The organism is Cellulomonas sp. P4_B5_2 (genome assembly GCF_056402235.1).
In genome coordinates, this window is record NZ_JBFUHU010000031.1 from 1 (window position 1) to 16,898 (window position 16,898).

16 protein-coding genes are annotated in these 16,898 nt (G+C 72.3%); 3 read left to right on the forward strand and 13 right to left on the reverse strand.

Annotated elements, in window-relative coordinates; translation table 11 throughout:
- The 4 genes from AC1DUQ_RS03745 to AC1DUQ_RS03760 form a co-directional block, all read right to left on the reverse strand.
- Positions 1–360 (reverse strand): translation initiation factor IF-2 N-terminal domain-containing protein (locus AC1DUQ_RS03745; RefSeq protein ID WP_477073410.1); only part of this gene is annotated, 360 nt, incomplete at its 3' end.
- A 148-nt stretch (positions 361–508) separates the two neighbouring features.
- Positions 509–796, reverse strand: a complete 288-nt coding sequence (locus tag AC1DUQ_RS03750; RefSeq protein WP_477062925.1) for a YlxR family protein — start codon at positions 794–796, stop codon at positions 509–511.
- A 116-nt stretch (positions 797–912) separates the two neighbouring features.
- On the reverse strand, positions 913–1,977 hold the full coding sequence (gene nusA / locus AC1DUQ_RS03755) for a transcription termination factor NusA (RefSeq protein WP_477062924.1): 1,065 nt from the start codon (positions 1,975–1,977) through the stop codon (positions 913–915).
- Between the two features lies 1 nt (position 1,978).
- Positions 1,979–2,545, reverse strand: coding sequence for a ribosome maturation factor RimP (locus AC1DUQ_RS03760; protein ID WP_477062923.1), 567 nt, complete (start codon positions 2,543–2,545; stop codon positions 1,979–1,981).
- Positions 2,546–2,674: 129 nt separating this feature from the next.
- Between AC1DUQ_RS03760 and AC1DUQ_RS03765 the strand changes: the two genes are divergently transcribed.
- Complete coding sequence (locus AC1DUQ_RS03765) at positions 2,675–3,721, forward strand: DUF4439 domain-containing protein (RefSeq protein WP_477062922.1); 1,047 nt, start codon at positions 2,675–2,677, stop codon at positions 3,719–3,721.
- A 4-nt stretch (positions 3,722–3,725) separates the two neighbouring features.
- Here AC1DUQ_RS03765 and AC1DUQ_RS03770 read toward each other — a convergent pair whose 3' ends face one another.
- Entirely contained in the window at positions 3,726–5,522 is a 1,797-nt protein-coding gene (locus AC1DUQ_RS03770) for a proline--tRNA ligase (protein WP_477073411.1), read from the reverse strand.
- Between the two features lie 64 nt (positions 5,523–5,586).
- On the opposite strand from AC1DUQ_RS03770, the gene AC1DUQ_RS03775 reads away from it, so the two are divergent.
- Entirely contained in the window at positions 5,587–6,477 is an 891-nt protein-coding gene (locus AC1DUQ_RS03775) for an Fpg/Nei family DNA glycosylase (protein ID WP_477062984.1), read from the forward strand.
- Here the strand turns inward: AC1DUQ_RS03775 and AC1DUQ_RS03780 are convergent.
- The 3 genes from AC1DUQ_RS03780 to AC1DUQ_RS03790 all read right to left on the reverse strand — a co-directional run bounded on the left by AC1DUQ_RS03780 (position 6,474) and on the right by AC1DUQ_RS03790 (position 10,018).
- The gene (locus AC1DUQ_RS03780) at positions 6,474–7,388 is read right to left on the reverse strand and encodes a GNAT family N-acetyltransferase (RefSeq protein ID WP_477062920.1); all 915 of its coding nucleotides are present in this window, start codon (positions 7,386–7,388) and stop codon (positions 6,474–6,476) included. The two genes, AC1DUQ_RS03775 and AC1DUQ_RS03780, sit on opposite strands and share 4 nt — an antisense overlap.
- Positions 7,389–7,465: 77 nt before the next feature.
- Entirely contained in the window at positions 7,466–8,626 is a 1,161-nt protein-coding gene (gene ispG, locus AC1DUQ_RS03785) for a flavodoxin-dependent (E)-4-hydroxy-3-methylbut-2-enyl-diphosphate synthase (protein ID WP_477073412.1), read from the reverse strand.
- 81 nt (positions 8,627–8,707) lie between these two features.
- Complete coding sequence (locus tag AC1DUQ_RS03790; protein ID WP_477062918.1) at positions 8,708–10,018, reverse strand: M50 family metallopeptidase; 1,311 nt, start codon at positions 10,016–10,018, stop codon at positions 8,708–8,710.
- 194 nt (positions 10,019–10,212) lie between these two features.
- Here AC1DUQ_RS03790 and gabT point away from each other — a divergent pair, with 194 nt between their 5' ends.
- Positions 10,213–11,559: a 4-aminobutyrate--2-oxoglutarate transaminase gene (gene gabT / locus AC1DUQ_RS03795; RefSeq protein ID WP_477062917.1), complete on the forward strand. Its 1,347-nt coding sequence runs from the start codon at positions 10,213–10,215 to the stop codon at positions 11,557–11,559.
- On the opposite strand, the gene AC1DUQ_RS03800 is transcribed toward gabT, so the two are convergent.
- The 5 genes from AC1DUQ_RS03800 to AC1DUQ_RS03820 form a co-directional block, all read right to left on the reverse strand.
- A complete protein-coding gene (locus AC1DUQ_RS03800) occupies positions 11,556–12,842 on the reverse strand; it encodes a saccharopine dehydrogenase family protein (protein ID WP_477062983.1) in 1,287 nt (428 codons plus the stop codon). The two genes, gabT and AC1DUQ_RS03800, sit on opposite strands and share 4 nt — an antisense overlap.
- Positions 12,843–12,859: 17 nt before the next feature.
- The gene (locus AC1DUQ_RS03805) at positions 12,860–13,636 is read right to left on the reverse strand and encodes an ABC transporter permease (RefSeq protein WP_477062982.1); all 777 of its coding nucleotides are present in this window, start codon (positions 13,634–13,636) and stop codon (positions 12,860–12,862) included.
- Positions 13,637–13,713: 77 nt separating this feature from the next.
- Positions 13,714–14,634 (reverse strand): ABC transporter permease, encoded by a 921-nt coding sequence (locus AC1DUQ_RS03810; protein ID WP_477062916.1) that lies wholly within the window; start codon positions 14,632–14,634, stop codon positions 13,714–13,716.
- Positions 14,631–15,806 (reverse strand): ABC transporter ATP-binding protein, encoded by a 1,176-nt coding sequence (locus AC1DUQ_RS03815; RefSeq protein ID WP_477062915.1) that lies wholly within the window; start codon positions 15,804–15,806, stop codon positions 14,631–14,633. The genes AC1DUQ_RS03810 and AC1DUQ_RS03815 overlap by 4 nt, the downstream gene beginning before the upstream one ends.
- Positions 15,803–16,898, reverse strand: a 1,096-nt coding sequence (locus AC1DUQ_RS03820) for an ABC transporter substrate-binding protein (RefSeq protein ID WP_477073413.1), incomplete at its 5' end; no start/stop codon positions are given. The genes AC1DUQ_RS03820 and AC1DUQ_RS03815, both read right to left, overlap by 4 nt.

The following is a 16,898-nucleotide window of genomic DNA, read 5'->3' on the forward strand; positions in this document are numbered from 1 at the left end:
AGCCGGAGCAGCCGGTGCCGGGGTCGCCGGAGCCGGTGCGGGTGCCGCCGGGGCAGCGGGGGCCGCAGCCGCAGGCGCGGGGCGTGTGGCCTCGACCGGTGCGGCAGGTGCGGGTGCTGAGGGCGCAGCGGCGGCCGGAGCGGGCGCCGGGCGTGCCGGTGCCTTCGGGGCAGGCGCAGCTGCGGGGGTGGAACCTCCGCCACCGACCGGGTAGGTGTCCCGCAGCTTGCGGACGACCGGCGGTTCGATGGTCGAGGATGCCGAGCGGACGAATTCACCGAACTCGTTCAGCTTGGTCATGATGGTCTTGCTGTCGACCCCGAGCTCTTTGGCGAGCTCGTAGACGCGGACCTTGGCCACATCTCTCCTGTCTCGGTCCGCCYGGACAGGGTCGGACCGTCGTTAGTGCTGGGTACTCATCGCTGGGTACTCATCGGTGCGTGCTCATCGGGCAGCCATCGGCTTCCAACCCGCTTTCCGTATCGACGATCGGCCTCGCCGCCGGGAACTACCCGACGACGTCCTGCTCCTGCTGCTCGAGGTGGCGGTGGACCGCGCTCACGTCGGGCTGCCCTGCAACTCGCAGGGCGCGCCCGAACGCACGCCGGCGTTCGGCCTTCTCGAGACATCCAGGATCGGGGTGCAGCCATGCCCCCCTGCCCGGCATCCGGCGGTCCACGTCCACGAGAAGAACAGCGGAAACGGCCGCTGCACTCTCTTGACGAACAACCACCCTCAGCAGGGCTGACCTCGGGCCGGTGGCTCGGCACCCCACGCACGTGCGCACCGGACCCATGCCAGAGACATCTTTCGGTGTCAGTGGGGTCCGCCGGCTCGACGGGAGGAGCCGGACATCCGGCCCAGCCGCAGCAAGTCTACCGCGCCGTGGCTCCGGCGGCGTCACTCGTGAGGTCACTCACTGCCGTCCGCACCGTCATGAGCACCGTGGGCGCCCTGCGACACGCTCTCCCCCGGAACCTCCGCGTCGGACCTGATGTCGATCCGCCAGCCGGTCAGCTTCGCGGCGAGGCGGGCGTTCTGGCCCTCCTTGCCGATGGCGAGCGACAGCTGGTAGTCCGGCACGACGACGCGGGCCGCGCGGGCCACGGGGTCCACCACCGTGACGGACAGCACGCGGGCCGGCGAGAGGGCGTGGGCGATCATCTCGGCGGGGTCGTCCGCGTGGTCGACGATGTCGATCTTCTCGCCGTGCAGCTCCGCCATGACGGCACGCACGCGGCCACCCATCGGGCCGATGCACGCGCCCTTGGCGTTGACGCCCGGCACGGTCGCACGGACGGACATCTTGGTGCGGTGGCCCGCCTCGCGCGCCATGGCGGTGATCTCGACGGTGCCGTCGGCGACCTCGGGCACCTCGAGCTCGAACAGCTTGCGCACCAGGTTCGGGTGGGTGCGGGACAGGGTCACCTGGGGTCCGCGCTGGCCCCGGGCGACCTCGAGCACGTAGCCGCGGATGCGGTCCCCGTGCACGTACTCCTCACCGGGCACCTGCTCGTGCGCGGGCAGGACGGCCTCGGTGCCGCCGACGTCGATGAGCACCGTGCGGGGGTCGCGGCCCTGCTGGATGACGCCGCCGAGGACCTCGCCCTCCTTGCCGCGGAACGCCCCGAGCACCTGGTCGTCCTCGGCGTCACGCAGGCGCTGCACGATGACCTGGCGCGCCGTCGCCGTCGCGATGCGGCCGAAGCCGTCGGGGGTGTCGTCGTACTCGGGACCGTCGGGACCGGGCGGCGGCATGATGCCCTCGTCGTCGGGCTCCCCCAGAGGCGCGGCCTCGCGGGCCCAGACGGTCACGTGACCGGTCTTGCGGTCCACCTCGACCCGCGCCTTCGCCTGGGCGCCGGGCGTCCGGTGGTAGGCGGACAGCAGCGCCTGCTCGATCGCGGAGACCAGCACGTCGAGGCTGATCTCCCGTTCGCGCTCGAGCAGCCGCAACGCCTGCATGTCGATGTCCATCTCAGCTCTCCTCGCCGGCGTCGTCGCGCGCGGCCTCGTCGTCGTCCACAGGGCCCAGCCCCGACAGGTCCACCTCGACGTGCGCCTCGCGCACGTCGCTCAGCTGCACTCGGACCGGTTCGCCCACCACCGGCTTGCGGCCCTTGCGGCCGGGCGTCACGGGCACCACGACGACGGCGTCGTCGGGCTGCGACCGGTCCACCTCGGTCAGCCGGCCGGCCAGCTTGGTGCCGTCCGTCAGGGTCACCGTGAGCATGCGCCCGACGGCGCGCGTGAAGTGGCGGCGCTCGGTGAGCGGGCGGTAGACCCCGGGGCTCATCACGTCGAGCGTGTACTCGCCGACGATGACGTCTGCCGCGTCGAGGGCGTCGGAGACCGCGCGGGTCGCCTCGGCCACGCGCTCCAAGTCGAGACCACCCTCGTCGTCCTCCGTCACGTCGACGACGACCTCGACCACCGATCGCGCCCCGGACTTGCGCACCGTGACGTCCTCGAGCACGAGACCCCCGGCCACGACGGCGGGCTCCACGACGTGCCGGACCCGTTCTGCGTGTGCTGGCGCGACCATGTCAGCCTCCTGTCGGTCCAGCGGGTCGTCGGCGAGCGACGTTGCGACCCTGTGATGTTGTGGGACCACAGTAACGAGTCCGGGCGTGCCCGACGGCCGCGCCTGCGCGGCGTGGCAGGATCACCGGCGATGAGCACGGACCAGGACCTCCCGGCGCGGCACGATCGCGCGCGCCCTCTGACGCGGCTGGTCGCTGCGGCCGTGATGGTTCTCACGCTCGCTGCGTGCGGGCTGCGGGCCGAGACCCCGCCTCCGGTCGAGCCCAGCCCGGACGCGATCGAGCAGGTGCGTGCCCGGACCGTCGCCGACTCGCTCGCCCTCTCGGCCGCCGCGTCGGCGGCCGCTGCGCTCCCCGACGGCGCGGTCGATCCGGTCGCTCCTGTCCTCGCCGACGTCGCCCGGTACTCCGACCAGCACGCGGACCAGCTCGGCGGGGTGTATGTCTCCGGCCTGCCCGCCCCCACGGACTCCCCCACCACGAGCCCTCCGACCACGCAGTCCGTCGCCGAGGTGCTCGAGGAGCTGGCGGCATCGACCCGGACGGCCCTCGCCGACGCGGACGCGGTGGCCGACGGCCCCCTCGCGCGGCTGATCGCGTCGATCGCCACCTCCCGCGCCGAGCTCACCCAGCGTCTGGCCGCCGCCACCGGCGCCGAGGTGCCGTCGCTCGAGCCCGACGAGGCGCCCGCTCCGACCGACCCGTCACCGAGCCCGTCGGACACCGCGGCGACGTCGGGTGTCGACGGCCTCACCACCGGCGACGTGGCCGTGCTGGCGCTCGTGCACGACGAGGCCGGCTACGGGTTCGAGGTGATCGCCGCCAAGCTCGCGGGCGACCAGCGCTCCGCCGCTCGCGCCACCGCCGCCGCGCACCGGGCCAGGAGCGAGGACTGGGCGGCCGCGGCGGGGATCGACGGCTCCGCGCAGGACCCTCGCCGCGCGGCCTACGCGCTGCCCGCCGGGCTCGACGACCCGACGGTGTCCTCCGCGCTCGCGCGCACGCTCGAGACCGCCGTCGCCGACGCGTACGCCGACGCCGTGGCGCAGGCCGATCCCGGGAGCCGGTCGGCACTGATCGCGGGCCTGCGCCGCGCGACCGCCGACGCGGCCGCCTGGGACGCGACGCACGTCCCGTTCCCGGGCCTGCCGGAACGGGCGCAGGAGCCCACGGGCTGACCCGTCAGACGGCCAGCAGCGCGTCGACCAGGGCTTTGACGCGGTCGGCCGCCTCGGCGACCGGCACCTGCTCGGCGGTGCCGCCGACACGCGGACGCACCTCGACGACGCCCTCGGCCAGCCCGCGGCCGACGACGACCACCAGCGGGACGCCCAGGAGCTCCGCGTCGGCGAACTTCACGCCGGGCGAGACCTTGCCCGGGCGGTCGTCGTACAGCACCTCGACCCCGCGCGACGAGAGCTCGGTGGCGAGCGCGTCGGCGGCCTCGAACACCGCCGGGTCCTTGCCCGTGGCGACCACGTGCACGTGCGCGGGTGCGACGTTCGCCGGCCACGCCAGCCCGCGCTCGTCGTTGTTGGCCTCGGCGAGCGCGGCGAGCACACGGGTGACACCGACGCCGTAGGAGCCCATCGTCACCACCTGCGCCTTGCCGTTCTGGTCCAGCACGGTGAGGCCGAGCGCCTGCGCGTACTTGCGCCCGAGGGCGAAGATGTGGCCGATCTCGATGCCGCGCGCCAGCTCGAGCGGGCCGGAGCCGTCCGGTGCGGGGTCGCCGGCGCGGACCTCGGCCGCCTCGACCGTGCCGTCGGCGGTGAAGTCGCGGCCGGCCACCAGGTCGAACACGTGCTTGCCGTGCTCGTTGGCCCCGGTGATCCACCGGGTGCCCGCCACGACGCGCGGGTCGAGCAGGTACCGGACCGCGGTGCGCTCGGCGCCGTCCGCCACGGGGACGTTCGGACCCACGGCACCCGGGCCGAGGTAACCGCGGACCAGCTCCGGGTGCGCGGCGAAGTCGGCGTCGCCGGCAGCCTCGACCTCGGCTGGGGCGACTGCGGCCTCGAGGCGCTTGAGGTCGACCTCGCGGTCACCGGGCAGGCCGACGACGAGCAGCTCGCGCTCGCCGGTCGGGTGCACGAGCGCGAGGACCACGTTCTTGAGCGTGTCGGCGGCGGCCCAGGGGCGGTCGGGACGCGCGAACCGCTCGTTGGCGACCGCGACCAGCGTGTCGATGGTCGGCGTGTCCGGCGTGTCCTCGACATGCGCCGCGGGGGCGTCGTCGAACGGGATCGCGTCGGGGACGACCGTGGTGACCGCCTCGACGTTCGCCGCGTAGCCGCCCGGCGAGCGAACGAACGTGTCCTCGCCGATCGCGGTGGGCGTGAGGAACTCCTCGGAGCGCGAGCCACCCATGGCGCCCGACGTGGCGGCGACGATGACGTACTCGAGGCCGAGCCGGTCGAAGATCCGCTGGTAGGCGTCGCGCTGCGCCTGGTAGGAGGCAGCCAACCCCTCGTCGTCGACGTCGAACGAGTAGGCGTCCTTCATGATGAATTCGCGGCCGCGGATGAGCCCTGCCCGCGGACGCGCCTCGTCGCGGTACTTCGTCTGGATCTGGAAGAGCGCCAGCGGCAGGTCCTTGTACGACGAGTACAGGTCCTTGACCAGGAGCGTGAACATCTCCTCGTGCGTGGGCGCGAGCAGGTAGTCGCCGCCCTTGCGGTCCTTGAGCCGGAAGATGTTCGGGCCGTACTCCGTCCAGCGGCCGGTCGCCTCGTAGGGCTCCTTCGGCAGCAGCGCCGGGAAGTGCACCTCCTGCGCACCGGCGGCGGCCATCTCCTCGCGGACGACCTGCTCCACCTTGCCCAGCACCCGAAGGCCGAGCGGCAGCCAGGTGTAGATGCCGGGGGCGGCGCGACGGATGTAGCCCGCACGCACGAGCAGTCGGTGGCTGGCGACCTCGGCGTCGACCGGGTCCTCGCGCAGCGTGCGGAAGAAGAGCTGGGACAGGCGGATGAGCATGCAGGGAGCCTAGTTGCCCGAGATCCATGGGCCGTACGTGATTCCGTGGGGTTGGATGGTGCACGTGCCGGAGCTGCCCGAGGTCGAGGCGCTCGCGCAGTTCCTGCGCGGGCGGATGGTCGACCGCACCGTGACCGAGGTCTCGATCGGCGCCATCAGCGCGCTCAAGACGTTCCGACCGGCGCCCGACGCCCTCGTCGGCGGCACCGTGGTGGACGCACAGCGGCACGGGAAGTGGCTGGACGTCATGGTCGCCACGCCGACCGGCGAGCCGCTGCACCTCGTCTGGCACCTGTCCCGGGCCGGCTGGGTGCGGTGGTCGGAGCAGCTGTCCACGAACCCGGTCCGGCCCGGCAAGTCACCTCTCGCGCTGCGGGTGCGGCTCGACGACGGGTCCGGGTTCGACCTGACCGAGGCCGGCACGCGCAAGCGCCTCGCGGTGCACGTGGTCGAGGACCCGTCCGACGTCCCGCAGATCGCCACCCTCGGCGTCGAGCCGCTGTCCGACGAGTTCACGGAGGACCGCCTGGCGGAGCTGCTCGCGGCACGCAACCAGCAGGTCAAGGGCCTGCTGCGCGACCAGGGCACGATCGCGGGGATCGGCAACGCCTACTCCGACGAGATCCTGCTCGCGGCCCGGATGAGCCCGTTCGCGATGACGAGGTCGTTCGACGCCGACCGCACCCGCACCCTCTGGGAGGCGATCCGGGAGGTCCTCACCGGCGCCGTGGGGTCGGCCTCGGGCAAGCCTGCCGCCGAGCTCAAGGACGCCAAGCGCCGAGGCATGAAGGTGCACGGCCGCACGGGTCAGCCGTGCCCGGGCTGGAACGACGTGCCGTGCGGCGACACGGTGCACGAGGTGTCGTTCGCGGACTCGTCGCTGCAGTACTGCCCCACGTGCCAGACGGGCGGCAAGCCGCTGGCCGACCGGCGGATGTCGCGGCTGCTGCGCTAGAAGAGGACCGTCGCGTACGTGCCGACCTGCCGGAAGCCCACCGCGCGGTAGGCCGCGAGAGCCCGCTCGTTGTAGCTGTTCACGTAGAGCGACACGAGCGGCGCCACCTCGCCGCGGGCGATCTGCACCACCGCGGCCATCCCGGACTCCGACAGTCGCTCGCCGCGCCGGTCGGGGGTCACCCACACGCCCTGCACCTGCGCCACTCCCCCGGCGACGGCCCCGAGCTCGGCCTTGAACACCACGCCCCCGGAAGACCGGTGGGTCGGGCTGCCGTGGGCCGGGTCGATGCGCACGAACGACCGTCCCTGCGCGATCAGGCCGTGCACCCGCGTCTCGTACGGCCCGCCGGGACCGCTGACCGGCGAGTAGCCGACCTCCTCGGTGAACATCCGGACGCAGGCGGGGAGCACGACGTCGAACTCCTCCGGCCGTGAGCGTCGCACCCGCGGGTCGGCCGTGACCAGCGGCGCGTGCTCGATCACCATCGACGGCTGGTCGTCGCGGATCTCGCGGGCCGCCGGCCAGGAGGAGCGCAGCCGTCCCCACAGGCCGAGCACGGCGTCGGCCGGGCCGACGATCGACGAGCACCGCCTGCCCTGCCCGCGCGCGAGCCGGGCGAACGCGTCGAGCGCCCGGTTCAGCACCTGCGGGTCGTCCACCGGGACGACGGGGACCATGTTCGCGCCCGCGAAGCAGACCGCGAGGAGCTCACCGTCCTCCTCGTAGCCCCACAACGTCCCGCCGGCGGCACGCAAGGTCCGTCCGACGGCCTGCTCGAGCCGCGCTGTCGCGAGCACGGAACCGACCGCGTCCCGCGCGCACACGGTCAGCGCAGCGGCGAGGTCGACATCTCCGAGGACACGACCTCCGGCCCGACCGTCGAGCAGAGCCGCGCGGCGTTGCACCATGGGTAGATCCTGCACCACGGGCGTCCGGTTCACCCGATCTCCGACACGCCGATCGAGTGAACCGGGGTGCTGCGACCTCAGCCGACCGTGACGACCGGGGCGCCGTCCCCGGACTCGACCGGGTCCATGCTCTCGGCGAGGCGCATGGCCTCCTCGATGAGGGTCTCGACGATGAGCGCCTCGGGCACGGTCTTGATGACCTGGCCCTTGACGAAGATCTGACCCTTGCCGTTGCCGGACGCCACGCCGAGGTCYGCCTCGCGSGCCTCRCCSGGMCCGTTGACGACGCAGCCCATSACGGCGACGCGCAGCGGSAYSTCCATGCCCTCGAGACCCGCGGTGACGCGCTCGGCCAACGAGTAGACGTCGACCTGCGCGCGGCCGCACGAGGGGCAGGACACGATCTCGAGCTTGCGCGGACGCAGGTTGAGCGACTGCAGGATCTGGATGCCGACCTTGACCTCCTCGACCGGCGGCGCGGACAGGGACACGCGGATGGTGTCGCCGATGCCCTTGCTCAGCAGCGCGCCGAACGCGGTGGCGGACTTGATCGTGCCCTGGAACGCCGGGCCGGCCTCGGTCACGCCGAGGTGCAGCGGCCAGTCGCCGCGCTCGGAGAGCAGCTCGTACGCCCGCACCATGACCACGGGGTCGTTGTGCTTGACGGAGATCTTGAAGTCGCGGAACCCGTGCTCCTCGAACAATGACGCCTCCCAGACGGCGGACTCGACGAGCGCCTCCGGGGTGGCCTTGCCGTACTTGGCGAGCAGCCGCGGGTCCAGCGACCCGGCGTTGACGCCGATCCGGATCGACGTGCCGGCCTCGGTCGCCGCGCGGGCGATCTCCTTGACCTGGTCGTCGAACTTGCGGATGTTGCCAGGATTCACGCGGACGGCGGCGCAGCCGGCGTCGATCGCCGCGAACACGTACTTCGGCTGGAAGTGGATGTCCGCGATCACGGGGATCTGCGACTTGTGCGCGATGGCGGGCAGCGCGTCGGCGTCGTCCTGCGTCGGCACGGCCACGCGCACGATGTCGCAGCCGGCCGCGGTCAGCTCGGCGATCTGCTGGAGCGTCGAGTTGATGTCCGTGGTCTGCGTCGTGCACATGGACTGGACGCTGACCGGGGCGTCGCCGCCGACCTCGATCTTGCCGACCTTGATCTTGCGGGTCTTGCGCCGGGGTGCCAGGACCAGGGGGGGCGCCTCCGGCATGCCGAGGCTGATCGGGATGCTCACGTGGCCATCATCGCACCCGGCGGCTGGCGCGCCCGCCCGCAGGGGCCGGTGTGCACGAGATCACTCCAGCGCGCTCACAGGTCAGATCTGCACCGGGTTGACGATGTCGGCGTAGATCAGCAGCAGGCCCACGGCACCGAGCACGATGAAGACCGAGTACGCCAGGGGCACTAGCTTGGCGGAGTCGAACGGGCCCGGCCTCGGCAGTCCGCGCACGCGCGCCACCTGCCGCCGGGCGCCCTCCCACAGGGCCGCCATGACGTGCCCGCCGTCGAGCGGCGGGAGCGGGATGAGGTTGAAGACGAACAGCGCGATGTTCAGGGCGGCGAGCATCTGGAGCAGCGAGGCCGCCTTGATCTGCCAGTCGAGGCCGTCCGTGGAGGCGATCTCCCCCGCGAACCGACCGATGCCGACCACGCCGACGATGCTGTTCACGTCGCGCGGCGTGTCGTTCACCTGAGACTGGACCAGGTCGACGACGCGGGCGGGCAGCGTGGCGACGACCGTGGCGGTCTGCCAGGTGGTGTCCGCCACCACGCCGGGAACCGAGAGCAGGGACTGCCGGACCATCTCGCGCGAGGGCGTGATGCCGAGGAACCCGACCGGCTCGGTGACCGGGTCACCGGCGGCGTCGAGGAGCAGCTCGTCGTTCGCGTCGTACACCGGCCGCTCGGCGACGATCGGGGTGATGGTCAGGTCCACCAGCTCGCCGTCGCGCTCGACGACGAGCGGGACGGCCTCCTCGCCGGTGCCGCGGATGAGACCGGAGAGCTGGTCCCAGGAGGTGATCTCGGTGCCGTCGTAGGAGACGACGGTGTCGCCCGGCTCGATGCCGGCGGCCGCTGCCGGGGCGGCGACGTCCGAGGGGAGGCAGTCGCGCGCCTGGTCGGCGTCGGCGGGGATGACGCACTGGGACACGCTGGTCAGGGTCGTCGTGGTCTGCGGCATGCCGAAACCGACCAGCACGATCGCCATGAGGAAGAACGCGATCACGAGGTTCATCACCGGGCCGCCGAGCATCACGATCAGCTTCTTGGGCGTCGACAGGTGATAGAAGGCGCGGGCGTCCTGGCCGGGCAGGATCTCCTCGGCGCTGGCCTGCCGGGCGTCGCGCGCGAGCCGGCCGAGCCAGGTGCGCGCGGGGGGGTTGCCGACCGCGGCGTCGGGCGGGTACATGCCGACCAGCCGCACGTAGCCGCCGAGCGGGATCGCCTTGAGGCCGTACTCGGTCTCGCCCTTGGTGCGGGACCAGAGCGTGGGTCCGAAGCCGACCATGTAGTGGCTCACGCGCACGCCGAAGCGCTTGGCGGGCACCATGTGCCCGACCTCGTGCAGCCCGATGGACAGCAGGAGCACCACCACCACGACCAGAACAGCGCCCAGGTACTCCATCGACCCCTCCGTCACGAACCTGCGCGCACGCGCCAGGGCGGTGTCGCAGCCGACACCCGCGGGTCCATCTTCCCCCGCGTCCCTGGGAAGCCGCTGACAGCGCGCCGAAAGCACCCGGTCGGTGGTACCTCGTCGTCGGCGGATTTCGTCGCGCCATGCTTTCCCGAGCACGAGATCGGCACTAGCGTCCCCTCATGGCCACCGTTTCCACCCCTGTTCCCTCGCTCGAGCAGCGCCGCGTCCTGCGCACGCCGATCCCCGGTCCGCACTCGGTCGCTCTTGGTGCGCGCCGTGCGGCCACCGTCGCAGCCGGCGTCTCGTCGACCCTGCCCGTCTACGTGGCACGTGCCTCCGGGGCGGTCATCGAGGACGTCGACGGCAACGTGCTGATCGACCTGGGGTCCGGCATCGCGGTGACGTCGGTGGGGGCCAGCGCGCCGGAGGTGACCGCGGCGGTCGCCGCGCAGGCGGCCGACTTCACGCACACCTGCTTCATGATCAGCCCGTACGAGGAGTACGTCGCCGTCTGCGAGGGGCTCGCGCGCGTGACGCCGGGCAGCCACGACAAGCGGTCCGTGCTGGTCAACTCCGGCGCGGAGGCGGTCGAGAACGCCGTGAAGATCGCCCGTCGCGCCACCGGTCGCCCCGCGGTCCTCGTGCTCGACCACGCGTACCACGGGCGCACGAACCTGACGATGGCGATGACCGCGCGTGCCATGCCCTACAAGACGGGGTTCGGGCCGTTCGCGGGCGAGGTGTACCGGATCCCCGCGTCCTACCCGCTGCGCGACCCCGAGGGCATGACCGGCGAGCAGGCGGCGCTCCGCGCCATCGACGTGGCCGAGCGGCAGGTGGGCGCCGACCAGGTGGCCGCGCTGGTGGTCGAGCCGATCCTCGGTGAGGGCGGGTTCGTCGTCCCCGCGCCGGGGTTCCTGCCGACGCTCGCCGCGTGGGCGGCCGACCGCGGGATCGTGCTGGTGGCCGACGAGGTGCAGACCGGCTTCGCCCGGACGGGCGCCATGTTCGCGATGGAGCACGAGGGAGTCGTCCCCGACCTCGTCGCCCTGGCCAAGGGCATCGCCGGCGGTCTGCCGCTCGGCGCCGTCACCGGCCGCGCGGAGCTGCTCGACGCGGTGCACGCGGGCGGGCTCGGCGGCACGTTCGGCGGCAACCCGCTCGCGTGCGCGGCCGCGTTGGCGTCGCTCGAGATCTACGAGCGCGACGACCTGGCGGCAGCGGCCCGCGCCATCGAGGCAGCGGTCCTCCCCCGGCTCACCGCGCTCCGCGACGACGTCCCCGCGGTCGCGGACGTGCGCGGCCGCGGCGCCATGCTCGCCCTCGAGCTGGTCCGGCCGGGCACGCTCGAGCCTGACAAGCCCGCCGCACAGCGGGTCGCGGCGGCGTGCGCCGCTCAGGGCGTGCTCGTGCTCACGTGCGGGACCTGGGGGAACGTCCTTCGTCTGCTCCCACCGCTGGTCATCGGGCACGACCTGCTGGACGAGGCCCTGACCGTCCTCGAGGACGAGGTCCGGGCCCTCTAGGCCGAGGGGACCCGCTCCTCGAGGCCCCACGGCGAGCCGTAGCCCTCGGGGGTCGGCGCGGCGAGCAGCTCGAGGAACGGCACCGCGTCGAACGCCTCGGGGCCGAGCACGCCCGTCCCGGTCCAGGTGCCGGCGGCCAGGAGCTCGAGCGCCACCACGGGGTTCACGGCGGTCTGCCACACGACGCACTGCGCGCCGTACTCGGCCATCGACGAGGCGTTGTCGACCAGGTGGTACAGGTACACCTCCCGCGGGTTGCCGTCCGTGCCGGTGCCCGTGACCAGCAGTCCCGCGCAGGTGGACCCGGTCATCCGCGGACCGATCGTCGCGGGGTCCGGGAGGCTGGCCGCGACGACGTCTCGCGGGCTGACCTGCACGCCACGGACGGTCACGGGCTCGGTCTTGTCCAGGCCGAGCCGGTGCAGGGTCTGCAGCACCCCGATGAACTCCTCGCCCAGCCCGTACTTGAACGTCACCTTCCGGGCACCCACCCAGCGGGGCATGAGGAGCACCTCCTCGTGCTCGACGTGCACGCACTCGACGTCGCCGATCGGGTCCGGGAACCGGAACACCTCCGGCTCGTGGAACGGCGCCACGGTGAACCAGCCGTCCTCGAGACCCGACCCGGCCTCGGCGCGGTCCGCCGACCAGATGACCGGCGGGTTGAGGCACTCCTCGATGGTGGTCCAGATGGAGAACGAGGGCGCGAAGATGGGCTCGCCGTCGTCGCCGAGCACCTCGAGGTTGGCGCCGTCGCGCACCCCGAGCTCGTCGATCGCGGAGAACAGGTGGTCCGCGGCGTACCGCGCGAAGACGTCCGAGAGCCCGGGCTCGACGCCGATGCCGACCAGCGCCAGCTGACCGTCGGACCGCCACTGGTCGGCCTGCGCGAACTGCTCGTCGCCGAGCTTGACCCCGGGGAGCTCGTACGGCCGCTCCGGGTGCGCGCGGGACAGGGACATCGCCATGTCCAGGTAGTGCGCACCGGCCGCGTGCACCCCCTCGAAGATCGGCAGCACGAACCGCGGGTCCACCGCGTTGAGCACGTGGGTCGCCCCGTGCTCGCGCACCAGCGCCTCCACGGCGGCAGCGCTCGAGGCGTCGACCACCGCCGCCGCGAACCGGCCGCCCACCACGTCGTGCGCGCTCGCGGCCTCGAGCGTCCGCTGCGCCCGCCCGAGGTCCACGTCCGCCACGACGAGGCGCTCGAAGAACCGCCGCCGGGCCGCGATCCGGGCCACCGCGTCGCCCACCCCACCACTTCCGACCACCAGGATCCGCACGAGCCCTGCCTCCGCCTTCACCGGGTCCGGAGCCGCTTGCTCCGGGCGTAGCCGAGCACCTGGACCAGCACGACGATGACCAGGGCCAGGACGAACATGAACGAGCTGATCACGTTGGCCTGCGGCGGGATGCCGCGGGTGGCCGAGACGTACACGAACTTGGGGAACGTCGTGTACGAGCCGGACGTGAAGTTGGTGACGATGAAGTCGTCGAAGCTCAGGCTGAACGCCAGCAGCGCCGCCGCGGCGATGCCCGGGATCAGGAGCGGGAACGTCACGCGCCAGAACGCCTGCCACGGCGACGCGTACAGGTCGGCGGCGGCCTCCTCGAGCGCGGGGTCCAGGCTCGACACGCGGGCCTTGACCGTCACGACGACGAAGCTGATGCAGAACAGGACGTGCGCGGCGACGACCGTGCCGAACCCGAGCGGGACCCGCAGCGTGAGGAACTGCGCGAGGAGCGCGGCGCCGAGCACGACCTCCGGCGTCGACATCGGCAGGAAGATCAGCAGGTTGGTCGCTGCGCGCCCCCGGAACCGGAACCGGACCAGGGCGATGGCCACGAGCGTGCCGAGCGCGGTCGCGATCAGGGTCGAGATGACACCGACCTGCAGCGAGTTGGCGAACGCCTCGCACACCTGCGGCGCGGCGCACGGGTTCTGCCAGTTCTCCAGCGTGAAGCCCTGCCACACGAGGTTCGTCTTGCCGGCGTCGTTGAACGAGAACATGACTGTGTAGGCGACCGGCACCATCAGGTACACGAACGCGAGGGCGGCGAACACCGGGACGATCATGTCCCCGAGTCGCCGGCGGCGGCGGCGGCGGGCCGGCGGTGCCGTGGTCGTCCGCTCGACGCGGTCGAGCACGGCGGTCACAGCAGGTCCTCCGTCCCGGCCCGCCGGATGTACGCCCCGACGAGCAGCAGGATCGCGACCATGAGCACCACGGACAGCGACGCGGCCGTCGGGTAGTCGAGCACCTTGAAGAACCGGGCGTCGATGACCTGTCCGATCATCGCGGTGTTCGTGTTGTTGCCCAGCAGGGACGCGTTCACGTAGTCGCCCGCCGCGGGGATGAACACCAGCAGCGTGCCCGCCACGACCCCGGGCATGGACAGCGGCCACGTGACCGTGCGGAACGTCGTGGTCGGCGACGCGTACAGGTCGGCGCCGGCCTCGAGGAGGCGCGAGTCCAGCCGCTCCAGCGCGGCGAAGATCGGGAGCACCATGAACGGCAGGAAGTTGTAGGTCAGGCCGCTGACCACGGCGAACGGCGTGGCGGTCAGGCGCTCGTCCGCGGGCAGCAGGTGCAGCCAGTGCAGCAGGGTCACCACGAGCGCGTCGTCGGCGAGGATCTGCTTCCAGGCGATCGTGCGCAGGATGAAGCTGGTGAAGAACGGAGCCACGACGAGCACCAGGAGCAGCCCCTGCAGCAGCTTGCGACCCTGGGCGCGCACGGCGATGGCGTAGGCCATCGGGTAGCCGATCACCAGCGCGGCGACGGTGGCCAGGAACGCGAACCAGAACGAGCGCAGGATCGCGGGCCAGAACTGGGCGATCGCGTCGGTGTAGTTCTGCCAGTGCAGCGCGGGCTGGTACTCCCCCACGTCGCCGCCGGGCACCGGCACGTACAGCGAGGTGGCCAGCAGCGCACCGACGGGCACGACGAAGAAGAGCACCAGGTAGACCAGGCCCGGCCCGAGCAGGAGGAGGTGGGCGCGCTGCGCGGTCCGTCGCGGCGGTGGCGCGGTGTCGCCCGACGCGCTCTCGCCGAGGACCGCGGTGATGCTCACGGCTCGTCGTCCAGGTCGACCGTGCCCTCGTCGCGAGCCTGCGCCCCGTCGAGCCCGAACGTGAAGTCGATCGCCCAGGCCAACCGCACCGCGGACCCGACCGTGACGGTCGCGCCGCCGAGCAGGTTCTGCGCGAAGACGCCGAACGTGCCCAGGCCGGGAACCTCCACCTGGTACTGCGTGCTCACGCCCATGAACGAGACGTCCGTGACGACCCCGGGTCCGAGGACGTTCTCGCCGCGCGCCGGAGCCTGGTCGCCGACCAGCAGCCGCATCTTCTCGGGCCGGGCCCCGACGAGCACAGCACCCTCCGTCCGCACCGCGCGCCCCAACGGGACCAGCACCCGCGTGCCGCGGACGTCCACCCCGAGCAGTCCTCGCTTGGTGAGCCGCTCGGTCACGGTGCCGGCGACGAGGTTGGACTGGCCGAGGAAGTTGGCGACGAACACGGTCTGCGGCAGCTCGTACAGGTCCGCGGGGGCGCCCAGCTGCTCGATCCGCCCGCGGTTCATCACGGCCACCGTGTCGGCCATGGTCATGGCCTCCTCCTGGTCGTGCGTGACGTGCACGAAGGTGAGCCCGACCTCGGTCTGGATGCGCTTGAGCTCCAGCTGCATCTGGCGCCGAAGCTTGAGGTCGAGCGCGCCCAGCGGCTCGTCCAGGAGCAGGAGCGCCGGGCGGTTCACCAGCGCACGGGCGAGCGCGACCCGCTGCTGCTGACCGCCGGAGAGCTGGGCGGGCTTGCGGTCGGCCAGGTGCCCGAGCTCCACCAGGTCGAGCCCGTCGGCCACGCGCCCCGGGATGTTGCTCGCACGCGAGCGCTTGAGCCCGAACGCCACGTTCTCCCGCACGGTCAGGTGCGGGAACAGGGCGTAGCTCTGGAACACGGTGTTCACCGGCCGCTGGTGCGCCCGCGTGCCGGTCACGTCCCTGCCGCCGATCGAGATCGTCCCCGCGCTCGGCTGCTCCAGGCCGGCCACCATCCGCAGGGTCGTCGTCTTGCCGCACCCCGACGGCCCGAGGAGCGCGAAGAACGACCCGGACGGGATGGTGAGCGTGAGGTCGTCGACCGCGACGAACGCTCCGAACGCCTTGGTCACGCCCTCGATCTCGAGCGCCGCACCCCCCGAGCCGGTCGCGTCCGCCGTGGGGGCGGAGGCGGTCGTCGTCATGCGCCGATCACGGTGAGGAACTCGCCGTTGTAGCGCTCCTCCTCGTCCGGGCTGAGCGTCCGGAACACGCTGACCTTCGACAGGATCTCGTCCGTCGGGAAGATCATGGGGTCCTCGGCCAGCTCCGGGTCGATGGCGACCATGGCCTCCTGGGCGCCCTGCACCGGGGTGATGTAGTTGACCCAGGCCGCCACCTGCGCCGCGACCTCGGGGTCGTAGTAGTAGTTCATGAGGTCCTCGGCGTTGCCCAGGTGCGGGGAGCCGATGGGCACCATCATGTTGTCGCTCCAGAGCGTGCCGCCGGACTCGGGGATCGCGAACTCGAACCTGCCGTCCGCCTCGTAGTTCAGCGACGTGATGTCGCCCGACCAGCCGATGACCGCGATCGCGTCGCCGGAGGCCAGGTCCTGCGTGTACGCGTTGCCGCGGACCTGCCGGATGTGGCCCGAGTCGATCTTCTCCCTGAGCACCTCGAGCGCGGAGTAGAAGTCGGTGTCGCTCCAGTCCCCCGCGGGGTCGACACCCTGGTCGAGCATGATCAGGCCCACCGTGTCGCGCATCTCGCTGAGCACCTCGACCCGGCCGGCCAGCTCCGGAGCCCACAGGTCCGCGAGGGTGTGCAGACCGCCCGGCACCTTCTCCTTGTCCCAGGCCAGCCCGGCGAACCCCGACTGCCACGTCAGGGACTGCGAACGGCCCGGGTCGAAGTCGACGTTCGCGAGGCTGGACAGGATGTTGTCCGCGTTGGGCATCCGCTCCTTGTCCAGCGTCTGGGTGTACCCGAGCCGGATCATCCGCGCGGCCATCCAGTCGGTCAGCGTGATGATGTCGTAGCCGATGTCCTGGCCGTTCTTCAGCTGGCCCGACACCTTGCCGTAGAACGCGTCGTTGTCGTCGATGTCCTCGGCGTACTCGACCGTGAGGCCCGACAGCTCCTCGAACGCGAGCAGCGACGGGTAGCTGGTCCCGTCGTCGTCCTGGTCGAGGTACTGCGTCCAGTTGGCCCAGCGGACCAGCTTGTCGCTGCCGGACAGGTCCTCGGCGCTCGAGCCGGCCGCCGACGGCGAGCCCGTCCCGCACGCGGCCAGCACG

What these genes read in the sequence shown, in the direction of transcription:
- AC1DUQ_RS03750 (WP_477062925.1), bottom strand. Translation starts at nt 796, where the DNA reads ATGGGTCCGGTGCGCACGTGCGTGGGGTGCCGAGCCACCGGCCCGAGG.
- nusA (WP_477062924.1), bottom strand. Translation starts at nt 1,977, where the DNA reads ATGGACATCGACATGCAGGCGTTGCGGCTGCTCGAGCGCGAACGGGAG.
- AC1DUQ_RS03760 (WP_477062923.1), bottom strand. Translation starts at nt 2,545, where the DNA reads ATGGTCGCGCCAGCACACGCAGAACGGGTCCGGCACGTCGTGGAGCCC.
- AC1DUQ_RS03765 (WP_477062922.1), top strand. Translation starts at nt 2,675, where the DNA reads ATGAGCACGGACCAGGACCTCCCGGCGCGGCACGATCGCGCGCGCCCT.
- AC1DUQ_RS03770 (WP_477073411.1), bottom strand. Translation starts at nt 5,522, where the DNA reads ATGCTCATCCGCCTGTCCCAGCTCTTCTTCCGCACGCTGCGCGAGGAC.
- AC1DUQ_RS03780 (WP_477062920.1), bottom strand. Translation starts at nt 7,388, where the DNA reads ATGGTGCAACGCCGCGCGGCTCTGCTCGACGGTCGGGCCGGAGGTCGT.
- AC1DUQ_RS03790 (WP_477062918.1), bottom strand. Translation starts at nt 10,018, where the DNA reads ATGGAGTACCTGGGCGCTGTTCTGGTCGTGGTGGTGGTGCTCCTGCTG.
- gabT (WP_477062917.1), top strand. Translation starts at nt 10,213, where the DNA reads ATGGCCACCGTTTCCACCCCTGTTCCCTCGCTCGAGCAGCGCCGCGTC.
- AC1DUQ_RS03805 (WP_477062982.1), bottom strand. Translation starts at nt 13,636, where the DNA reads ATGATCGTCCCGGTGTTCGCCGCCCTCGCGTTCGTGTACCTGATGGTG.
- AC1DUQ_RS03815 (WP_477062915.1), bottom strand. Translation starts at nt 15,806, where the DNA reads ATGACGACGACCGCCTCCGCCCCCACGGCGGACGCGACCGGCTCGGGG.